This is a genomic window from Echinicola arenosa (assembly GCF_014841125.1).
In the GTDB taxonomy this organism is placed as follows: Bacteria; Bacteroidota; Bacteroidia; order Cytophagales; family Cyclobacteriaceae; genus Echinicola; species Echinicola arenosa.
Map to the genome: position 1 here is coordinate 1 of NZ_JACYTQ010000012.1, position 19973 is coordinate 19973.

Genomic DNA, 19973 nt, shown 5'->3' on the forward strand with positions numbered 1-19973 from the left:
AAAAAAACCAGAGTCAAACTGACCTTGGGTCAGAAAAATAGAGGCCGATTAATGAAAATCGGCCTCTATTGGCTAAAATCGACTGTCAAACTTTTTTAACTCTTGTTTTGAGACAGCCTCTTTTTTATTCGAACAAAATTTATTTCAAGCTAATCGTTCAACAGGGTTTTTGTAAATTCTACCTCGCCCGTTTCCACATCATAATAACAACCCACAATACCAATATCTCCATTTTCAAATAGTTCCTTTAGAACAGCACTTCGCTCAAGAATTTGGTCCATGGTATGGATGACATTAAAATGGGCAACCTTTTCCACAAATGAAGGATCAGTCAACTCAGCATCTGGCATCTGCCCTTTGACTTCTTCGATGGATGGATTTACTTTTTCTAAAAGACCTGTAAGGTTTCCCATCTTTACCCCAGCACACGCTCCGTTTACTGCGCCACATTTGCTGTGCCCAAGGACAACAATCAACTTGGAACCTGCCACTTTGCAGGCATACTCCATACTTCCCAAAATATCCTCATTGGCAATATTTCCAGCAATACGTGTACTGAAAATATCTCCCAATCCTTGATCAAAAACCAATTCGGCAGAAGTCCGACTATCGATGCAGCTTAGTACAATCGCAAATGGCCATTGTCCATCTTTGGTATCATTTACCTGCTCCAGCAAGTTTCGGTTTACCTTCAGGTTATTTACAAAACGTTGATTACCTTCTTTAAGAAACTGCAATGCTTTGGCAGGTGTAACTGTCGCTTGGGTTTCCGCGGTATGTGCTTTCATATATTTTGAGTCTTATTGATTTTAGTTAATGTGATTGTTATCGTTGATTAATTCGGTAATCACTTCTTTATGAGAGGTTTTACCGTTTTTTCTGTAAGTTAATATTTTCTTGTGTTCAGTTGAAACATGATTGTATTCATCCAAATCGTTTTCAATATTATAAGCTTTTTTAAAGCCTACCAACTTTACATTAATTTCTTTTTCCTGAGCCTGGATTTCCTTGAATTCTTTGATGAGCTCCAGTACATCATGGGCGACATATACCGTATCAGAAGCATCAATCACTACATTGGCTCCTTTTGGAATATGGTTTAGGGTTTGCTTAATCGCTGCTTTGTTCAAGAAAGAGACTTCCTGAGCCAAATCTACATGGATGACATCACCATCCTGGTAACCTTCTTTATTGAAATAGTAACTGCGTTTGGCATTTCCTCTCAACACAAAGAACACACTGATAACGATACCCAAAGCTACTCCTTTCAATAAGTCCAAGAAGACCACCGCACTTAATGTTGCAACAAAAGGCACAAACTGATATTTACCCTGATTCCAATAGTATTTGAATGTAGCCGGTTTGGCCAACTTATAACCAATCATCAAAAGAATCGCGGCCAAAGTGGCCAGAGGTATCTTGTTCAAAATAACGGGAATACTCAGCACACTGATCAGTAAAAAAATCCCGTGGATAATGGCAGACATCTTTGATTTTGCTCCAGAATTTACATTAGCAGTAGTTCTAACTACTACTGAAGTCATTGGAAGCCCACCCAACAAACCACTTACAATGTTTCCAACACCTTGTGCTTTTAACTCTATATTGGTATTGGTCACTCGCTTCATTGGATCCATGCGGTCAGCAGCTTCCACACATAATAAAGTCTCAATAGAAGCAACTACTGCTATGGTGATGGCCACTATCCAAACCTCTGGATTGCTTATTGAAGAAAATTGAGGCAAGGTGATTAAGTTTTTAAAATCTTCAATGGACTCCGGAACGGGCAAGCTGACCAAATACTTTTCTCCAATGGCCAAAGGACTTCCACTCATTATCAAAACTTGGTTAATCAATACTCCTACGACTACCGCTACCAAAGCTGAAGGCACCAATTTTAACCTTTTCAAAGCAGGAACCTTGTCCCAGCCGATCAAGATAGATAGTGAAATGGCCGTTACAAGAATAACCCCTACCTGCACGTCAGTAAATGAAGCTGCAATTCCAGAAAATATAGCAAATCCTGAACCTACTTCAGCATCAGAGCCCAAAGCCACAGGAATCTGCTTCAAAAAGATAATCACACCAATACCAGCTAGCATCCCCGTAATTACATTACTCGGAATATAATTAGAAATACTTCCTGCCCTCATAAAGCCGAGAGCTAGCTGAATGACACCCGACAAGACAACTGCCACCAAAAAAATTTCAAATGCACCCAAATCTTGGAGTGCCACCAATACAATAGCCGTCAATCCTGCTGCAGGACCAGAAACACTTATATGTGATTGACTAAGTGCCCCTACTATTATTCCTCCGACTATCCCTGTAATAATTCCTGAAAACAGCGGAGCTCCAGAAGCCATGGCAATGCCTAGACACAATGGAAGCGCTACCAGAAACACCACCAATCCTGAAGGCACATCGGATTTTAAAGTCGCAAAGAGATTATTCTTCTTTGTCATAAAATTTTGTTCGTTATATTATTCAAACTGTACAATCGATAATATTTTATATCCTCAGATATAAAACACCAATACTCAACACCTAAAATTAAACAGTTCAGGAATGAGCACAACTTCCTAAGAGAAGCTATCTTTAACAAAATTTTATGATAATTCTGGAGGGGGACAAAATTGATCAGCCATTACAAAGGCATAATCTTTTTCTCTGTGGTAGTCTAAATTACCTTTATCTAGGAAAATAGTGACAAACACTTTCCAGTTTTCCATTCTTTTGATAAACTCAGACTTTTCTGTTTTATTATTCTCAGCACTTTCCTCTTCCTCTTCCACTACGGAGTAAAACATGGAAACATCAACATTACTATCCACCAAAACTATTACAGTTGGGGCAAATACAAATATCCCAAACAGCACCAAAAATAGTGCGGCTATTTGTTTGCGATTGTATGTAGACGTTTCTTTCAAGCTTATTTTTAAAAGATTTGTATATTGATAGTACGCCAAAAATAATCAAAAGTTTGCGAAAATCGTAAACACCAACCTTCAAATATCTCGAAAAAACACTGTTTTCAAGGCATTTCTATTGACTTAAGTCAAATAAATACCTGACCTCACCTTTAATGACCAATAATAAAAAAATTATACCTCTAAATCATCGATGCGCCGAATATACATTTCTCGGCAATGAATTTCGAATTTCGATCAACTTAGAGCGAAGCTCTTCATCTATCTCTAAAGCAGTCAGTGTTTCATGAAGTTGACTTTCAGTACGAATTCCGCTAACTACGGATGCCACCGCCCTGTGCTGTAAGGGGAAATTCAACACCAACTTCCTGATAGCATCAAGGCCCTCTCCCTTTTGACTCAGCATCGATTTGATCTTGGCCACATCTTCTTCAGTCCAATTCAAATATTCTTTAGCGGGCTTACCCAACAAAATACCCTTGGCATAGGCTCCACGGACCAGAACACTGATGTTTTTCTGATCCAGCAAGTCCAAGCAAATTTCTTCCGGTCTTCGATCCAACATACTGTATTGCATCATCACTCCTGAAATATTGGACTTATCTACATAGCTCTTAATGACATTGGGACGGATGGAAGAAATCCCGTAAGCCCTTATCTTCCCTATTTCTTTTAAAGCCTCAAATGCTTCAATGGTCTCATCAATAGGGTCTTCAATCGTTCCACCATGCAACTGATAAAAATCAATATAATCTGTTTGGAGTCTGGCTAAGCTTTTATCCACCGCTTTTAAAATATATGACTTGCTCGGGTTCCAATCCCAACCATTTCCATCTTCTCGTATTTGATTTCCTACCTTAGTGGCAAGAATTATGTCGCTCCTATTCTCCTTTAGTGCTTCTCCGACAAGCCTTTCATTTTCTCCTGCATCATATAAATCTGCTGTATCAAAATAGTTGATTCCTTGATCAATTGCCTTTTTAACAAGCGTAATATCATGTTGTTTGCTTCCTTTGAGAGACATGCAGCCAAATGAGACTTCACTTATTTTGATATCAGACTTTCCTAATGGATTATATTTCATTTTACGCGTAAAGGTTAGTGTTTTAACTCAATCACCAAAGCTGATGCACATCAGCTTTGATATACTTTTCATAGACACTTTTCACAGCTGTCATTTGTTCAGTACTAAGGTTTGGCAATTCAGCTGCATTGATGTTATCGATTACTTGACTTTCTCTTGAGGCGCCAGGAATCACGGTACTCACCTCATCAAACATCAAAATCCACCTTAAAGCCCACTTGGCCAAGGGTTCAACTCCAGAGAAAATCTCCTTTAGTTCTTCAACAGCAGTCAATCCCTTTTCAAAATCAACTCCAGAAAAAGTCTCTCCTTTATCAAAAGCCTTTCCTTCTCTATTAAAATGTCTATGGTCATTTTCATCAAACTTTCTATTCATTGTCATTTTCCCAGAAAGCATACCACTTGCCAAAGGAACACGAGCAATTATTCCTACATTTTTAGCCTTTGCCATTTTAAAGAAAGTTTCAGATGGCTTTTGACGAAACATATTAAAGATTATCTGGACAGTCGTCACATTGGAATATTGGATAGCCAACTCCCCTTCCATAACCTTTTCCACACTAACTCCCATATTCCTGATTTTGCCTTCATCTTTTAACCGGTCAAAAAGCTCAAATATTTCACCCCGCCGAAAAACTTCTGTTGGAGGACAGTGCAATTGAATAAGATCAAGTGTTTCCAGCTGCATATTTTTAAGGCTTGCTTCCACATAGGCCCTCAGTGCCGCTGGCGTATAACCTTCATTGACATGAGGGTTAATTTGTCTTCCACATTTTGTCGCCACAAAAACATCTTCTGATCGGCTTTTAAGCAGTTTCCCCACAGCTGCCTCGCTCATCCCTGCATCATATACATCCGCAGTATCAAGGAAATTCACTCCATTATCTATAGCGGCATTTAAAATTTTTTCCGCGGACTTCCCATCAAAAGAGCCTCCCCAACCTCCTCCTACTTGCCAAGTCCCAAGGGATATTTCCGACACATTCAATCCAGTCTTTCCAAGCTTTCTATATTTCATGATTCACCAATATTATTTTTAGCCATTTATTTTATTTACATTTATCTTGTTAAGCTGTAATTACAAAATCCAACCCATTGTAACTTATACATTAAAGTAGTACTTTCGTACACATAATAATTTAATTCATAACATAGCTTTTCATTAACTATCCATAACATTGTTTAGTTAATCAATATTAAACAAGATCTGTTAACTATGAAAACTAGAAGGAAATTTATTAACAGCCTTTTGATCCTAGGAACGGGGCTTTTCGCTTCCAAAAAAGCTAGTGCCCACCCTGCAAAATCAGTATTGATTCACCAGGTGTATTTCTGGTTAAAAAACCCAAATAAAGACCTCAAAGGCTTTATTGAAGGATGTGAAAAGTTAGTTAAAATTGACAGTATAAAAAAAGCATATATCGGTACTCCAGCCGTAACAGAGAGAAGGGATGTAGTGGACCATTCTTTTCAGGTTTCCCTTACCGTATATTTTGATTCAATAGAAGACCATAACCACTACCAATTACATGAAGACCACAAAGCTTTTATTGCTGCCCATGAAGATAAATGGAAAAGGGTTCAAGTGTATGACACAAAAATTAAATGATCCAGTTTTGATATCCAATTTCCTCCACACACTTGGATCATAAATCTGAAGATAGTTTTAATGAAAAACCTGATTTTCATATTTGCTTTCATTCTTTGCTTACAAAATAGTTTGGGCAGCCCTTTGCAGGTGAGTTCTCCCCAAACTTCCCTCTCTGTGGAAGGCAAAATTGACAGTTTAAACAATTGGGCAGAAGTCAACATTGAAAAGAACATTCAAGATGCACTCTACAATTCCTTGGAAGCACTAGAGCTGGCCAAAAAAGAGAACTATACCCTTGGTGAGGCTGAAAGTATGATCAATTTAGGTTGGATCTATTACAGGATGAATGACTACACAAAAGCGATTGATTATGCTTTTAAGGGCCATCAAAGTATCATCCCCCTCAACAACCCCAGGTTAACCGTCAGATCATTTTTTAACATTGGAGCCATTTATACTGAAGCTACAGGACAAATGGATGTAGCTTTGGAATACTTCCGAAAAGCATATGAAAAAAGCCTCCCATTAAACGACAGAGTCCTAACCGGAAGGGCTCTCAATAATATTGCGTTCATTCTTTGCCAAATAGGAAATTACGATGAAGCTGAAAAGTTAATCACCCCTTTTCTATCAAACCAGCGGAATGACTTTTTAGAATCTTTTGCCTTAAGGACTTTAGGTGATATACAAGCGGCCAAAGGAGATACCACGACAGCCCTTGCCACTTACCATAATTCCTATGACATCCTTAGCAATGAAAAATACTATAGCACATTAGTGAGCTGTATTATCAGAATTTCCAGAATATACATGGCACAAGGAGAATATTTCAAAGCCAAGTTATATTTAGATAAAGGCAATAAAATAAGTCTATCCGACAATTATAAGGAGCACATGATCGAAATCAACAGCATGTATTCTTCATATTATGAACATCTTGGAAATTGGAAACTGGCCCTGAGTTATCAAAAGAAATATGCCGCACTCCAAGACAGCCTTCACAATCAGGTCAGTTCCCAAAACATGGGCAGACTGGAGGCAAAGTTTGATTTTGATCAGAGGCTGGATGCTATCAATACTGAAATGGCACTGAATGAAAAGTTGATCAATGAAAAACTTGAACAACAAATTTTCCGTCGTAACATTTTCTTGGCCGGATTTATCCTTATGATCATCCTGGTGACTATCATTTTATTTAGTACCTATAGAATCAGAAAGTCCAAACAACTGGCAGAATCCGCCAATCAAGCCAAATCTGATTTTATTTCAAGTATGAGCCATGAGATCAGAACCCCTCTGAATGGCGTGATAGGTTTTTCAGACTTGCTCACCTCTACCCCACTTGACAACAGCCAAAAACAGTATATCACCTTAATCAACCAATCTGCCAAATCATTAATGGAAATTGTTAATGACATTTTAGATTTCTCTAAAATTGAGGCGGGGAAATTAGAGATTGAAACCACCACAACCAACATCTATGAATTGGGCATCGAGACAATAAATTTGGTGGCTTTTCAGGCGCATAAAAAGAACCTTGAGCTAATTTTGGATATTGATGAAAGTATTCCCCACTTGGTATTGGCTGACCAAATTAGGATCAAGCAAATCTTGATCAACCTGTTAAGCAATGCGGTCAAGTTTACCACTAGGGGTGAAATAGAACTAAAAATACTTCGATTAGATTCAGAAGCTGAAGGCAACGCAAATATCAGGTTTTCGGTAAGAGATACAGGAACTGGAATCAACCGTAAAAATCAGAAAAAAATATTCCAAGCATTCACACAGGAAGATTCGTCAACAGCCCGTAAATTCGGAGGAACAGGTCTTGGACTTGCCATCTCTAAAAAGCTGCTAGAAATGATGAATAGCGAAATCCATCTGCAAAGCGAGATTGATAAGGGAAGTAATTTTTGGTTTGACCTTGATTTAACCGTTTTGAAGGAAAAAAATGAAAATGAAGAAAACATTAACGCCACTGACCTCAATGTTCTAATCATTGAGGATAACCAAAGCCATGCAAATGTAATCCAGAAATTACTCCATAATATGGAGGCCAATTATGAGCTTGCCAGTAGCGAAAGGGAGGCGTTAGAACTTTTGGAAACAGGACAAAAATTTGGATTGATATTGGTTAGCCAAAGGCTTTATAACATTGATGGGGCTAACCTTGTCAAAAAACTAAAGGAGCAACCCGACCTTATACCTGCTTCAACCAAAACAGTATTAATGCACAATGCGTTTGTTCAAGACTTGAAGATCCCTTCTTATCTAGATGCTTATTTGATCAAACCAGTTAAGCGCCCCAATCTAGCCCATATCATCAAAAAAATAACGGACAACTCACCGGATGAGGAAGCAGCCCAATATCACGACCAGAATCCTAACCTGGAAGAACTTATGCAAATCAGTCCTACGATTATGGTGGCAGAGGACAATCAGGTAAATATGATCCTCACCAAAAAACTATTGACATCGCTCATACCAAAAGTAAATATCCTGGAAGCCAAAAACGGAAAACAAGCCATCAAAATCTTTAAGGAAAACAACATAGACTTGATTTTTATGGATATTCAGATGCCAGGTCTGAATGGATATGAGGCCACAGAAGCTATCAGAGAATATGAAAACTCAGATAGGCATACTCCCATTATCGCTTTGACAGCAGGGATTCTTAACAATGAAAGGCAGAAGTGTTTGGACTCTGGATTAGATGATTATACTCCGAAACCAATGAACAAAACGGCCATTGCCAACATTTTAATTCATTGGCTTACTCAAAAAGTCAGCTAAAAAGGGCACTTGATCTCAACCAATTGCCCTTTAGAATTCCTATTGTCAAATTTGTTTTACTTTACTTTTTCTATTACCAAATTATGATTGGTATAAATACAAATTTCCGCTGCAATATTCAAACTCTCTTTGACCATTTCTTCAGCTGACAATTGAGGGGCAAACTTCTTTAATGCTCGGGCTGCAGACTGAGCGTACATGCTCCCGGACCCAATGGTAGCAATGGCTTCATCTGGCTCGATCACATCTCCTGTACCGGAAATGATTAGCACATCTTCTGCATCTGCCACAATCATCATAGCTTCCAACTTGCTTAACATTCTATCTGTCCGCCACTCCTTGGCAAGTTCAACAGCTGCTCTTTTCATATTATTTCCAAAAGCCCCCAATTTCTCTTCAAATTTTTCTAAAAGTGTAAAAGCATCAGCGGTGGATCCCGCAAAGCCAGTGACAATTTTTCCTCCTTGGAGTACTCGAACTTTCTTCACACTGCTCTTGGCAACAGTATTACCTAGGGTAGCCTGTCCATCTGCACCAATGACTACTTCTCCATTATGTTTTATCGCCACAACCGTGGTTGATCTCAATTTCTCCATAGTATTAAAATGTTTGATATACTGATTGACAAAAACTATACTAAAAGAAAAAGTCCTGTCAGGAAAACACCAAACAGGACTTTTTGACATATCATTCAGCTGTAAATCATATACAGCAGTTTTTCTTAGATAAGAATCCTAACGGGATCCTCCAAAAGACCTTTTAGGGTTTTAAGGAAAGCAGATCCTACTGCACCATCCACCACTCTGTGATCACATGACAAAGTTACCTTCATTACGTTTCCAACCTGCATTTGCCCGTTTTTCACCACCACGGTTTCCTTAATCCCTCCTACCGCAAGGATACAAGCATCTGGTGGGTTTACGATAGCAGTAAACTCTTCGATACCGAACATACCAAGGTTGGAGATAGTGAAGGTATTTCCTTCCCAATCCTTAGGCTGCAATTCTTTGTTTTTGGCTTTTCCACCTAGGCTTTTGGCTTCTTGGGAAATTTGAGAAAGTGTCTTGCCGTCTGCAAATCTGATTACAGGTACCAATAAACCCTCCTCAACCGCTACTGCCATTCCAATGTGGACATGATCATTGTACCTGATCTTGTCACCCAACCAACTTGAATTCACCTTAGGATGCTGACGAAGTGCCGCGGCAGTTGCTTTGATGACCATATCGTTGAATGAAATCTTCACTGGTGCGATTTCATTCATGCTCTTACGTGCTTCAATGGCTTTGTCCATGTTGATTTCCATGGTCAAGTAGAAATGCGGAGCAGAAAACTTACTTTCCGCCAATCTCTTGGCAATGGTTTTTCTCATCTGGGAAACTTTCTCCTCACGGTAAGACTCCTGCCCAAATGCTGGCGCACTTGCCGCAGGTGCAGCAGACTGAGCCGCTTGAACAGATGCAGGATCAAAGCTTTCCACATCTCTTTTGATGATTCTTCCTCCTTCACCGGAACCTGGTACCAATGAAATATCAACACCTTTTTCTTCAGCCATTTTCTTAGCCAAAGGAGATGCTTTTACTCTTCCATTTTCAGAAGTTGTATTGTTTGTAGCGGCAGCCTTAGGAGCTTCTTTTTTCGCTTCAGACTTGGCTTCTGCCTTAGGCGCTTCTTTCTTTTCCTCCTTAGCAGCTGGCTTTTCTTTGGCAGGTTCGGACTGTTGCTGGTGTGCTTTCAATAGTTTTTCATAATCAGCATCTTTCTCACCAATAATTGCAATGACACCGTCAATTTCTACACTGTCTCCTTCTTCTACACCAATATGCAATAAAATACCATCTTCGTAAGACTCCAGCTCCATAGTGGCCTTATCTGTTTCCACCTCCGCCAAAATATCCCCGGACTTTACTTCATCACCTACCTTTTTCAACCAAGAAGCAATGGTTCCTTCCTGCATGGTATCACTCATTTTAGGCATGGTGATCAAAGTAGCATTCACATCAGATGTATCTATTTCTTCTGCAGAAGCACTGGAGGTGCTTTCAGCTTTATCTTCTTTTGGTTCTTCCTTGCTTGATTCAGTAGCTGGTGCTCCTCCCCCATCAACATCTTTCAAAAGGTCGTCAATATTTTCGCCTTTCTCCCCGATGATCGCAATCACTCCATTTACTGGAACCGCATCTTTTTCTTCCACACCAATGTGCAACAATACCCCCTCATCATAAGACTCTAGCTCCATAGTAGCTTTGTCGGTCTCTACTTCCGCGAGTATATCTCCGGCTTTTACTTCGTCTCCAACTTTCTTCAACCAAGCTGCGATCACCCCTTCTTCCATGGTGTCGCTCATTTTGGGCATTCTTATTACTTCGGCCATAAGTTTTTATATCCTATTCAATTTTACGCAAGTCAAAAATAGTTCTTAAAATATCTTTATTCAAATTTAATAATGGTAATTTCATGTCAAGAAATTATGAAAACGTTTCGATTGTTTCAAAAATGCCTTTGATCAAAAACACCTCATACGCGGGACCTCCCATATTATTTAATGGCCATTTACAAACTATTGTACCAGGACTTTTCAGAAAACCTCTTTCCTTACCCTTTGAGAGAGAAAGGATTAAGACGGAAGACAATGATTTTCTGGACCTCGATTGGCTAAAAGGAGATCATAAAAAAATTGTAATTATCAGCCATGGACTGGAGGGTGACAGTAGACGTCCTTATATGTGTGGAATGGCTCAATATTTTTTTCAAAAAGGGTATGACATCCTTACTTGGAATTTCAGGGGCTGTAGTGGAGAACTAAACAAGCAACCATTTTTCTATCATTCCGGTGCGACCTACGACTTAAATGAAGTGATCAAATATGTAGAAAATAATTATGATGAAATTTATTTAATAGGCTTCAGCCTTGGGGGTAACCTTACCTTAAAGTATTTAGGCGAGCAATTTGAAACGAACTCAAAAATCAAAAAGGCAGTAGCTATTTCTGTTCCATTGCACCTCAAAAGCAGCTGCATCAAGATTTCTACTGGTGAGAACATCATATATTCCAGGCGCTTTTTGAAAACACTTAAGGAAAAAGTCAAAAAGAAAGCGGCACTTTTCCCTGATATTATCGAAACTGAAGGACTTGACAAAATAAAAACACTAAAAGAGTTTGATAATCAATACACTGGCCCCATGCATGGTTTCAGAGATGCAAATCATTATTATGACAAATGTTCATCTTTGTTCTTTTTGGAGGGTATTCAAATCCCTACCTTAATACTCAATGCCAAAAATGATCCTTTCCTAAGTCCTGAATGTTTCCCTTCCGCCTTGGGTGAATCCCTAAGAAACATCTATATGGAGTTTCCGGATATCGGAGGGCATGTAGGATTTAGCCCTAGAAGAAGGAATGAAATCTATTGGTCAGAAAAAAGAGCATTTGAATTTATCGAATCCGATGATTAATTTACATGAACTTATTCACTAAGCTCATGTGCGAAAGATACTCTTTAGGAAAAACGAAACAGGAACTTGAATCAAGGTTTGAGGCCGAAATGCTGGAAGATTTTCAGACCAGGTATAATATTGCCCCTACTCAGTTGGTCCCCATCATCACCCTAAACAGCCCTAAGGGCTTTTCCCATTTCTATTGGGGTGTTACTCCTGAATTTTCCAAGAACAAACCTGTCGCCCTTAAATTTATCAATACCAAAGCAGAAACAGTCCATTTAAAAGCCTCTTCAAAAAATGCTTTTAAAAGGAGAAGGTGCATCATACCCGCAGATGGTTATTTTGGTTGGAAAAAAGTAGGAAAAAAAACCAAAATCCCCCATCGATTTACCCTACCGGACTCCGAAATTTTCAGCTTTGCCGGTATCTGGGAAGAGTATGAAAATGACAAAGGGGATATTAACCATACTTTTCAGATCATCACTGTCGAAGCAAATGAAATGAACCAGGATGTCAGTGATCGCATGCCTGTTATCTTCAGAAGGGAACAAGAAAAAATATGGCTTGACAAATTCAGCCAAGAAGAGCAGTTGACCGCTTTGCTCCAACCTTTTCCAACTGAGGAAATGATCTCTTACCCTGTATCCCCTATGGTCAACCAAATCAGCGTAGACGCTGAATTCCTTATTAAAAGAACAGGGCCAATGGATCAATTTGGCAATTATACTCTCTTTGGATAAAAGGGGATAAAAAGCCTAATCCGTGTAATTTAAATAAAGATGGTGCATATTTGCTGTAGCAAGCATTTTGCTTGCCAAGAGTCTAATCAGTACCTGCATATTTGAATAAGTACCCCATGAAAAAATCCAGAATAACCGGAGTGGGACATTACGTTCCGGAAAACATTGTCACTAACGAGGACCTGACCCAAATAATGGACACGAGTGACCAGTGGATCGTAGAGCGAACAGGAATCAAAGAAAGGAGATGGTTTACTCCTGGCGTGGACACTGTTGCCAACATGTCTGCAAAAGCCTCTAAAATGGCTGTTGAACGTTCTGGAATAGCGATGAAAGAGATTGACTTCATTATATTCGCCACCAGTACACCAGACTATTTTGCCCCTGGCAATGGCGTGCTTTTACAGAGGGAACTGGGATTACAAGGCATAGGAGCACTGGATATAAGAAATGCTTGCTCTGGTTTTATATATGGCCTATCCGTTGCAGACCAGTTTATAAAAACCGGTATGTACAAAAACATATTGTTGGTCGGTGCTGAAATCCAATCTTCAGCACTGGACAAAAGCACTGCCGGCAGGTCAAATGCTGTCATTTTTGCAGATGGGGCTGGTGCTGCAGTCATTTCAGCAACTGAAAGTGAAAGTTCCGGGATTTTATCTACCCATCTTCATGCGGATGGTGATTTTGCAGAAGAGCTTTACCTGAAGGATCCTGGCAGTAGCCGTGAAGTAAGGCTGTCCAGTGACATCATTGATGAGCCTAGTTTTAGAATGCAAATGAACGGCAATGTAGTTTTCAAACATGCTGTAGTCAGGTTTCAAGAAGTAATCCAAGAAGCACTTTCCGTCAACGATAAAACCAAAGATGATATCGACCTTTTGATACCACATCAGGCCAACTTAAGGATCAGTCAATATATTCAACAAAAATTTGAGCTGCCCGACGAAAAAGTATTCAACAATATCATGCATTATGGGAACACCACTGCTGCTACAATCCCTCTTGCCCTGAGTGAAGCTTGGGAACAAGGAAAAATCAAAGAAGGTGACTTAGTATGTTTAGCTGCATTCGGAAGCGGCTTTGCATGGGGCTCTGCACTTTTGAATTGGTAGTTTATGAATGAAGGAAATGTCAATTTGAAAATACTTAATGATGAATCGATTTTTTTGGAAATCCATCAATTGAAAAATCAATTTGTCAACTTATTTTCCCAATTGGCCAATCAAATTTCAGAAAGTGAGCTAACCGCTTTCGATAGGCATCAAATAGGCACTAAAATAAGTAAGGGCAATGAACTGGAGCATTGCCCTTATCAGGTTCTGGACCTTGTTAGAAACTTTCATAAGGAAGAAGGTTTTAATATCAGGTTTTTGAACTGGTGGGGGCACGGGTTTTATGTTCTAATATATTTTGGGACTAAAAACATTCCTCGTAAAAAGATTTATGATAATTATATCCAAGGAAATTATCATGTGTGTCAAACAGGCTCACCTTGGGATTATAAAGGTATCATAAAGTTTAAAAGGCTAACTAATGAACTCGATTATATGGCCCTTCCCGATCATTTGGCTAAAATGAAACACCTACAGTTCATTAAAAAAATAGACTATAAACCCGACTTGAAACAATTCAGTGCTGTCTTACTCAAAGAATGGAATAGCTTAAAGAACTTCCATTTCATTGAGTGATTTTTTAATAATAAGTCCTAATTTAGAAACAAGAAGAGGACGGAAACGTAAACAACTCGTATATCATTTAAAAGAAATTATATATAACCCATGAAGTACCTTTTTCTATTATTTTGCTTCGTCACAAGCACCACTTTTGTATCTGCCCAAGGCAAAACTGTCAAAATTTATAATGCTGACTCTACCATCGTGGGAACTGGTGTAGTGGTTCAAGGTAAAATGAACGGGTTATGGAGGCTCACCAATCCCAAAACTGATAAATTACTGGAAGAGGGTTACCTTAAAGACAGTAAAAAAGACGGTAAATGGATTACCTATCATAGCAATGGCCAAGCCCACATCGTTGCTGATTATAAAGAAAACAAACTCACTGGCTCCTTAAATGAATATGGAACTGATGGAACATTGTTAGTTGAGGCTGTTTACAAAGACAGTGTAGCTGTAGGTGACTATAAAGAATATTACCCAGGGCATCCCTCCAGGAGAGTCCTTAAAAGAGAAGGGCAGTTCAAGGACGGTAAAGTAGATGGCGAATGGCTTTCCTATTATGAAAACGGGCAATTGGCTATCAAAAGCTCTTATGACATGGGCAATTTGGATGGTGCTTATTTGGAATATTCTTTTGAAGGGCAACTCCTAGTAGAAGTAAATTATGTAGATGGACAGCCGGATGGAAACTTCGTCAGATACTCCTATACGAACAGAGTAGAACAAACGGGCGAATACAAAAAAGGAAAGAAAACTGGAAAATGGATCTCCTATTTTCCTGACACCAAAATCATCGCTTCCGAAAAGGAATATGACCAAAATGGAAGTAAATCAGGAACATGGAAGTATTACTACGAAAATCGCAGAGTGGCCCGTATTGAGAGGTATGAAAATGATATCCCAGTGGGCACATGGGAAGAATTCTACCCCGACAAAACTCTATCTAAAAGAAAAACCTATGAATTGGGTGTACCTGTTGGAGACTATATAGAAAACCACGCTGATGGCACCGTATCGGTTGAAGGACAATACTTGAATGGCACCAAAGCTGGACTTTGGAAAAGTTATTATACTGACGGCCAACTCTACTCCATCGGAGAGTATAAAAACGGTGTAAAATCAGGCCTTTGGAAATACTTCAATAAGATTGGAATCCTGATAGCAGAAGGAGAATATGAATTGGGGTCAGAACATGGCCAATGGTTCTATTATTATGATGGGGGGCAGTTAAAATCAGTAGGTAGTTACTTTTATGGTTTTGAAGACGGAACCTGGGGACTCTTCTATGATAACAAAAAGCTTACCCAAGAAGAGCACTGGAGCAATGGTAGATTAATGAACGTGAGTGACTACCATTCTTTCGATGGTACTGATACACTGGATAAAGGCTCATTAAAAGATGGAGAAGGGTCAAGAATCACTTATTATGTAAATGGGAAAAAAGAATCTGAGGGCAATTACCACTTTGGAAAGGCCCATGGCCAATGGGTATATTACCATGACAATGGAAAAATAGCTTCCAAAGGGCAAATGGATGAAGGAGAAAAAGAAGGAAGGTGGAGTTATTACTCCAGATCTGGAAAGTTAAGTGAGATCATTACCTTTAAAGATGATGAAATCGTTCCGGACAAAATACCAGAGCCAATATTGCCATTTCAAACTTTTGACTGAACCAATATTGATAGCACCAAAATAATTTGGTGCTATTTCTTTTTACAAGCAATTTATTCAACAAACTTAAGAATAACCAACAAAAGAACTTTTCAGCGCTAATCAGCCTTTTTTTAAAAAAATTACCGTTCCTATATCCATTTCAAGCTTCTTTTTCTTTAAATCTTTCAAATTACTCCCACATTGATGGCATTTATTTGTATTTAATAGATATAAGCCAGGTTCAACCAACAATATTTTGCTTTAAATAGATAAATCTTTTTTAATTTTTTTATAAAAGTGTTTTTTAATTTAAGGTATATTTTGTTTATTTGAGTACCCTAATAAATCAAACGAAAATGAATTTAATAGATCCGAAAAAAAGCCTAGACGAAAAAGAAGGTGTTGTTGAGATCAAAAACTATCTCAACAAAATAAAAATCATCAAAAACCTCTACACAAACGGCAGCAATACCGCTAGTGAAATTTGTAATGAGGTAGGTATCAGTTTGCCAACGGTTAACTCTCTTTTAACAGATCTTATTAAAGGAGGAAAACTGATCAAACAAGGCAGGGCTGAATCTCAAGGCGGTAGAAAGCCGGATTTGTACAGACTTGCACAGGATTCATTTTATGTACTGTCATTGGATGTTAGCAAATTCATGATAAGAGCTGCTATCTATGACAGCTCCAATAAGGCTGTAACCGAAACAGGAACATTTAAGATCACCTTAAATAACGACAAAGGCACTTTTGACAAAATCTGCGACTTCATGGAAACTTTCATGAAGAAATCAGACATCGCTGATGAAAAGATCATTGCCATTGGTATTTCTATGCCTGGCTTAGTGGATTCTGTGAATGGTGTCAATCATACTTATTTGAAGTTTGGCAAGAAAACCTTGGTGGAAAATTTTGAAACCAGATTCAAGAAAAAAGTATTTATAGAAAACGATGCCCGCGCAATGACTTTGGCGGAGTTCAAATTCAGCCAAGGACAAAAGTTCAATAATGTCTTAGGCATTTTTGTTGGCTGGGGAATTGGTCTGGGAATCATCATTGATGGTAAACTTTACCGTGGTGGCGCTGGCTTTGCTGGAGAATTTAGCCACTCTCCCATTTTTGAATCCAGGGAAATCTCCTGTACCTGTGGCAAAAAAGGCTGTTTGGAAGCCGTGGCGTCAGGTACGGCGATGGTCAGAATGGCCGAGGAAGCAATAGAAAAAGACAGCGATTCTATCTTGAGCAGATTAGCCAAAGAAAGAGGAGAAGGCATTGAACCTTCCTTGATCGTAGATGCTGCCCTCGCGGGAGACCAAAGAGCGATCACCATTCTTTCTGATGTGGGACTTGATCTGGGCAGAGGGATTTCCATATTGATCCAGCTATTGAACCCGGATTTAATCATCGTAGGTGGCTCAGTAGCAGAGGCACAGCAATATTTGATCACTCCTATCCAACAGGCCCTGAATATATTCAGCATGGCCAAGTCAAGGGAAAAGTCAGAACTTGCCCTGTACAAATTGGGCAAGGAAGTAGGGCTTCTTGGCGGGGTAGCAGTGGTAATTGAAAATATATTCGAAGACATTATAAACTGACCTGAGAACATCTCCAATCTAAACATGCTCAAAGGTCATTTTAAAAAGCATTAACATAAAAACAATTCTAAATATGCTTAGTAACTATCCTTTATCGGAAGTAGAAGAATGTTTCTTAAAAGAATCAGGTGTTAAAGAAATCAACACGTTGATTCCTTACCTAACTGTAGACAATTTCCCTAAGTTAGGGCTAATGACAGCATGTAGATTCCTGGAGTGGGCATCCAATAACCCTGACGGTGTTATCAGCTTGCCCACAGGTAAAACACCAGAATTTTTCATCAAATGGACCCAATTCCTACTTGAAAATTGGGATAGTAAAAAAGGCAAAGCTATCCGTGACCAGTACGGTTTGACCAATACCAAAAAGCCAGTACTTAACGGGTTACATTTTGTGCAGATTGATGAATTTTACCCAATCAAATCTTCACAGAAAAACAGCTTTTATCATTATGTAAATAAATTTTACATTGATGGCTTCGGATTGGATCCAGAAAAAGCATTATTGATCAACTCTGATGAAATCCCTCTTGCAGAGGGCAAACATTTCACAGAAGTATTCCCTGATTATAAAGTAGATCTTTCTTTAAGATTCAGGGAAGCCACCAATAAGCCTGAAAAGCTACAACAAGAGTCAATCTTCCTTATAGATAAATGGTGTGGAGAGTATGAAGCAAAAATCCGCGAGAAAGGCGGGATCGGGTTCTTCTTGGGAGGTATAGGTCCTGACGGACATATTGCTTTCAACACCAGAGGATCTGATATTTTCTCTACTACAAGACTTACTGAAACCAACTTTGAAACTCAAGCTGTGGCAGCAGGTGACCTAGGAGGTATTGAAGTTTCTGCCAACAGGCTTGTAATCACTATCGGTTTGGACACCATCGTCTACAACCCAGAAGCAGTAGGTATTATTATCGCTGCCGGTGAAGCAAAAGCGCAAATCGTAAAAGATTCACTGGAAACTCCATTGGATAACGTATTCCCAGGAACTGTTCTTCAAAAATTGAAAAACGGCCGTTTTTACTTGACCAAAGGAGCTGCTTCTAAATTGACCGATACAGTCAATTCTTATTACAAGACTGGTGAATGGACACAAGAAAAGACCGAAAGGTCGGTATTGGAGCTTTGCAAAAAGTTAGGAAAATATGCCAGCAGACTTAAGCTGGATGATCTTAAGGCAGACCCATATACTTCTTTGATTCCGGGACTTTCTGAGAACACTGTGAATTCAGTAATCGAAAGCACCATCGCAAAACTAAACAATGGCATAGCCAAAGAAAAAGACGAGGTACTCTTGCACACAGGCCCTCACCATGATGATATTTCATTAGGTATATTGCCTCACATTACCAATCAGCTAAGTGAAAACTCAAACGAGGCCCACTTCTCTGTATTGACTTCAGGCTTTACCGCCGTAACCAACACCTTTGTAATTGACACCCTTCTTCACACGAAGAAACTAATGGATGATAATGAAATCCAAATGGTTAATTATGAAGATTTCTTTGAAACAGGTTACAAGCTAAAAACTGACAAAGATGTTTATCACTATCTCACAAACGTCGCTTCTGAGGATCCTGAACAACAACAACGAGGTTTGTGCCACAGAGTGGTTAGAGCAATTGTAGAGGTATTTGATGTCCCTAACAAAGAAAAACTGAGAGAAACCATCAATGATGTACTAAGCATCTTGAAAAACTCTTATGACGGCGAGAAAAACCCACCAAAAATCCAGAAACTTAAAGGTATGATCCGGGAGTTTGAAGAGGAATTGGTTTGGGCTCACTTTGGTGTTAAAGTGAAGAACGTTCACCACTTGAGACTAGGATTCTACACCGGTGACATCTTCACAGAACAACCTGAAAAGCAACGTGATGTAGAACCTATCGTAGATTTATTTAGAAAAGTAAACCCTACCAAAATAAGCTTAACACTTGATCCAGAAGGTAGCGGCCCTGACACTCACTATAAAGTACTTCAAGCTACTGCCGCTGCTGTGAAAGAGTGGAGCAAAGAAAAAGACTTAAGTGAGTTGCGTATCATTGGTTACAGAAACGTTTGGTTCAAATTTGATGCAGCAGAATCCAATGTGATTGTTCCTGTTTCTTTAGGTGACCTTTCTGTTATGGAAGACTCATTTACCAATTGCTACTTAAGCCAGGTAAACGCCTCCTTCCCAAGTTATGCCCATAATGGCAAGTTCAGTACAATTGCCAAGCGAACTTGGGTGAGCCAATTGAACGACGTACAATTATTATTAGGTAAAGATTATTTCTACCAACACGATATGGCCAAAGTAAGAGCCAGCCACGGGTTGATCTTCTTCAAAGACATGAATGTTGAGGAGTTTATCGCTCACGCGAGAGAACTAGAGAAGTCCATTGAAGGAATGATCTAATTTGTGCTGTAATCTTACGCCTGGTAGTTTTTAGAAATCCGAAGGCGCTTTGCTTTCGGATTTCTT

16 protein-coding genes are annotated in these 19973 nt (G+C 39.1%); 9 read left to right on the forward strand and 7 right to left on the reverse strand.

From position 1 onward, the window contains the following. Positions 1–149 precede the first annotated feature (149 nt). From IFO69_RS21060 to IFO69_RS21080, 5 genes are all read right to left on the reverse strand, one after another. Positions 150–788, reverse strand: coding sequence for a carbonic anhydrase family protein (locus tag IFO69_RS21060; RefSeq protein WP_192012133.1), 639 nt, complete (start codon positions 786–788; stop codon positions 150–152). Between the two features lie 21 nt (positions 789–809). Then, positions 810–2465 carry a SulP family inorganic anion transporter gene (locus tag IFO69_RS21065; protein WP_192012134.1) on the reverse strand — a complete coding sequence of 552 codons (1656 nt, stop codon included), beginning with the start codon at positions 2463–2465 and terminating at the stop codon, positions 810–812. Positions 2466–2609: 144 nt separating this feature from the next. Beyond that, positions 2610–2930 carry a hypothetical protein gene (locus IFO69_RS21070; RefSeq protein WP_225444246.1) on the reverse strand — a complete coding sequence of 107 codons (321 nt, stop codon included), beginning with the start codon at positions 2928–2930 and terminating at the stop codon, positions 2610–2612. A 187-nt stretch (positions 2931–3117) separates the two neighbouring features. After that, the gene (locus IFO69_RS21075; RefSeq protein WP_192012135.1) at positions 3118–4014 is read right to left on the reverse strand and encodes an aldo/keto reductase; all 897 of its coding nucleotides are present in this window, start codon (positions 4012–4014) and stop codon (positions 3118–3120) included. A 31-nt stretch (positions 4015–4045) separates the two neighbouring features. Then, a complete protein-coding gene (locus tag IFO69_RS21080) occupies positions 4046–5032 on the reverse strand; it encodes an aldo/keto reductase (protein ID WP_192012136.1) in 987 nt (328 codons plus the stop codon). A 198-nt stretch (positions 5033–5230) separates the two neighbouring features. Between IFO69_RS21080 and IFO69_RS21085 the strand changes: the two genes are divergently transcribed. Further along, positions 5231–5623 carry a Dabb family protein gene (locus tag IFO69_RS21085; RefSeq protein ID WP_192012137.1) on the forward strand — a complete coding sequence of 131 codons (393 nt, stop codon included), beginning with the start codon at positions 5231–5233 and terminating at the stop codon, positions 5621–5623. Between the two features lie 60 nt (positions 5624–5683). Further along, the gene (locus IFO69_RS21090; RefSeq protein ID WP_192012138.1) at positions 5684–8398 is read left to right on the forward strand and encodes a response regulator; all 2715 of its coding nucleotides are present in this window, start codon (positions 5684–5686) and stop codon (positions 8396–8398) included. 56 nt (positions 8399–8454) lie between these two features. On the opposite strand, the gene hslV is transcribed toward IFO69_RS21090, so the two are convergent. After that, positions 8455–8994, reverse strand: coding sequence for an ATP-dependent protease subunit HslV (gene hslV / locus IFO69_RS21095; protein ID WP_192012139.1), 540 nt, complete (start codon positions 8992–8994; stop codon positions 8455–8457). Between the two features lie 125 nt (positions 8995–9119). Then, positions 9120–10772 (reverse strand): pyruvate dehydrogenase complex dihydrolipoamide acetyltransferase, encoded by a 1653-nt coding sequence (locus IFO69_RS21100; RefSeq protein WP_192012140.1) that lies wholly within the window; start codon positions 10770–10772, stop codon positions 9120–9122. Positions 10773–10894: 122 nt separating this feature from the next. Here IFO69_RS21100 and IFO69_RS21105 point away from each other — a divergent pair, with 122 nt between their 5' ends. From IFO69_RS21105 to IFO69_RS21135, 7 genes are all read left to right on the forward strand, one after another. Next, positions 10895–11854 (forward strand): YheT family hydrolase, encoded by a 960-nt coding sequence (locus IFO69_RS21105; protein ID WP_192012196.1) that lies wholly within the window; start codon positions 10895–10897, stop codon positions 11852–11854. A gap of 26 nt (positions 11855–11880) precedes the next feature. Next, entirely contained in the window at positions 11881–12579 is a 699-nt protein-coding gene (locus tag IFO69_RS21110; protein WP_192012197.1) for an SOS response-associated peptidase, read from the forward strand. 116 nt (positions 12580–12695) lie between these two features. Beyond that, positions 12696–13694: a 3-oxoacyl-ACP synthase III family protein gene (locus IFO69_RS21115; RefSeq protein ID WP_192012141.1), complete on the forward strand. Its 999-nt coding sequence runs from the start codon at positions 12696–12698 to the stop codon at positions 13692–13694. A gap of 3 nt (positions 13695–13697) precedes the next feature. Continuing rightward, positions 13698–14270, forward strand: coding sequence for a hypothetical protein (locus tag IFO69_RS21120; RefSeq protein WP_192012142.1), 573 nt, complete (start codon positions 13698–13700; stop codon positions 14268–14270). 90 nt (positions 14271–14360) lie between these two features. Next, positions 14361–15929 (forward strand): toxin-antitoxin system YwqK family antitoxin, encoded by a 1569-nt coding sequence (locus IFO69_RS21125; protein ID WP_192012143.1) that lies wholly within the window; start codon positions 14361–14363, stop codon positions 15927–15929. A 338-nt stretch (positions 15930–16267) separates the two neighbouring features. Continuing rightward, positions 16268–17506 (forward strand): ROK family transcriptional regulator, encoded by a 1239-nt coding sequence (locus tag IFO69_RS21130; RefSeq protein ID WP_192012144.1) that lies wholly within the window; start codon positions 16268–16270, stop codon positions 17504–17506. Positions 17507–17579: 73 nt separating this feature from the next. Further along, positions 17580–19907 (forward strand): PIG-L family deacetylase, encoded by a 2328-nt coding sequence (locus IFO69_RS21135; protein ID WP_192012145.1) that lies wholly within the window; start codon positions 17580–17582, stop codon positions 19905–19907. Positions 19908–19973: the final 66 nt, after the last annotated feature.

Bases quoted from the DNA above. Each gene is read 5' to 3' on its own strand.
- IFO69_RS21130 (WP_192012144.1), top strand. From the start codon at position 16,268: ATGAATTTAATAGATCCGAAAAAAAGCCTAGACGAAAAAGAAGGTGTT.
- IFO69_RS21090 (WP_192012138.1), top strand. From the start codon at position 5,684: ATGAAAAACCTGATTTTCATATTTGCTTTCATTCTTTGCTTACAAAAT.
- IFO69_RS21110 (WP_192012197.1), top strand. From the start codon at position 11,881: ATGTGCGAAAGATACTCTTTAGGAAAAACGAAACAGGAACTTGAATCA.
- IFO69_RS21080 (WP_192012136.1), bottom strand. From the start codon at position 5,032: ATGAAATATAGAAAGCTTGGAAAGACTGGATTGAATGTGTCGGAAATA.
- hslV (WP_192012139.1), bottom strand. From the start codon at position 8,994: ATGGAGAAATTGAGATCAACCACGGTTGTGGCGATAAAACATAATGGA.
- IFO69_RS21125 (WP_192012143.1), top strand. From the start codon at position 14,361: ATGAAGTACCTTTTTCTATTATTTTGCTTCGTCACAAGCACCACTTTT.
- IFO69_RS21105 (WP_192012196.1), top strand. From the start codon at position 10,895: ATGCCTTTGATCAAAAACACCTCATACGCGGGACCTCCCATATTATTT.
- IFO69_RS21085 (WP_192012137.1), top strand. From the start codon at position 5,231: ATGAAAACTAGAAGGAAATTTATTAACAGCCTTTTGATCCTAGGAACG.
- IFO69_RS21100 (WP_192012140.1), bottom strand. From the start codon at position 10,772: ATGGCCGAAGTAATAAGAATGCCCAAAATGAGCGACACCATGGAAGAA.
- IFO69_RS21135 (WP_192012145.1), top strand. From the start codon at position 17,580: ATGCTTAGTAACTATCCTTTATCGGAAGTAGAAGAATGTTTCTTAAAA.
- IFO69_RS21065 (WP_192012134.1), bottom strand. From the start codon at position 2,465: ATGACAAAGAAGAATAATCTCTTTGCGACTTTAAAATCCGATGTGCCT.
- IFO69_RS21060 (WP_192012133.1), bottom strand. From the start codon at position 788: ATGAAAGCACATACCGCGGAAACCCAAGCGACAGTTACACCTGCCAAA.
- IFO69_RS21075 (WP_192012135.1), bottom strand. From the start codon at position 4,014: ATGAAATATAATCCATTAGGAAAGTCTGATATCAAAATAAGTGAAGTC.
- IFO69_RS21120 (WP_192012142.1), top strand. From the start codon at position 13,698: ATGAATGAAGGAAATGTCAATTTGAAAATACTTAATGATGAATCGATT.
- IFO69_RS21115 (WP_192012141.1), top strand. From the start codon at position 12,696: ATGAAAAAATCCAGAATAACCGGAGTGGGACATTACGTTCCGGAAAAC.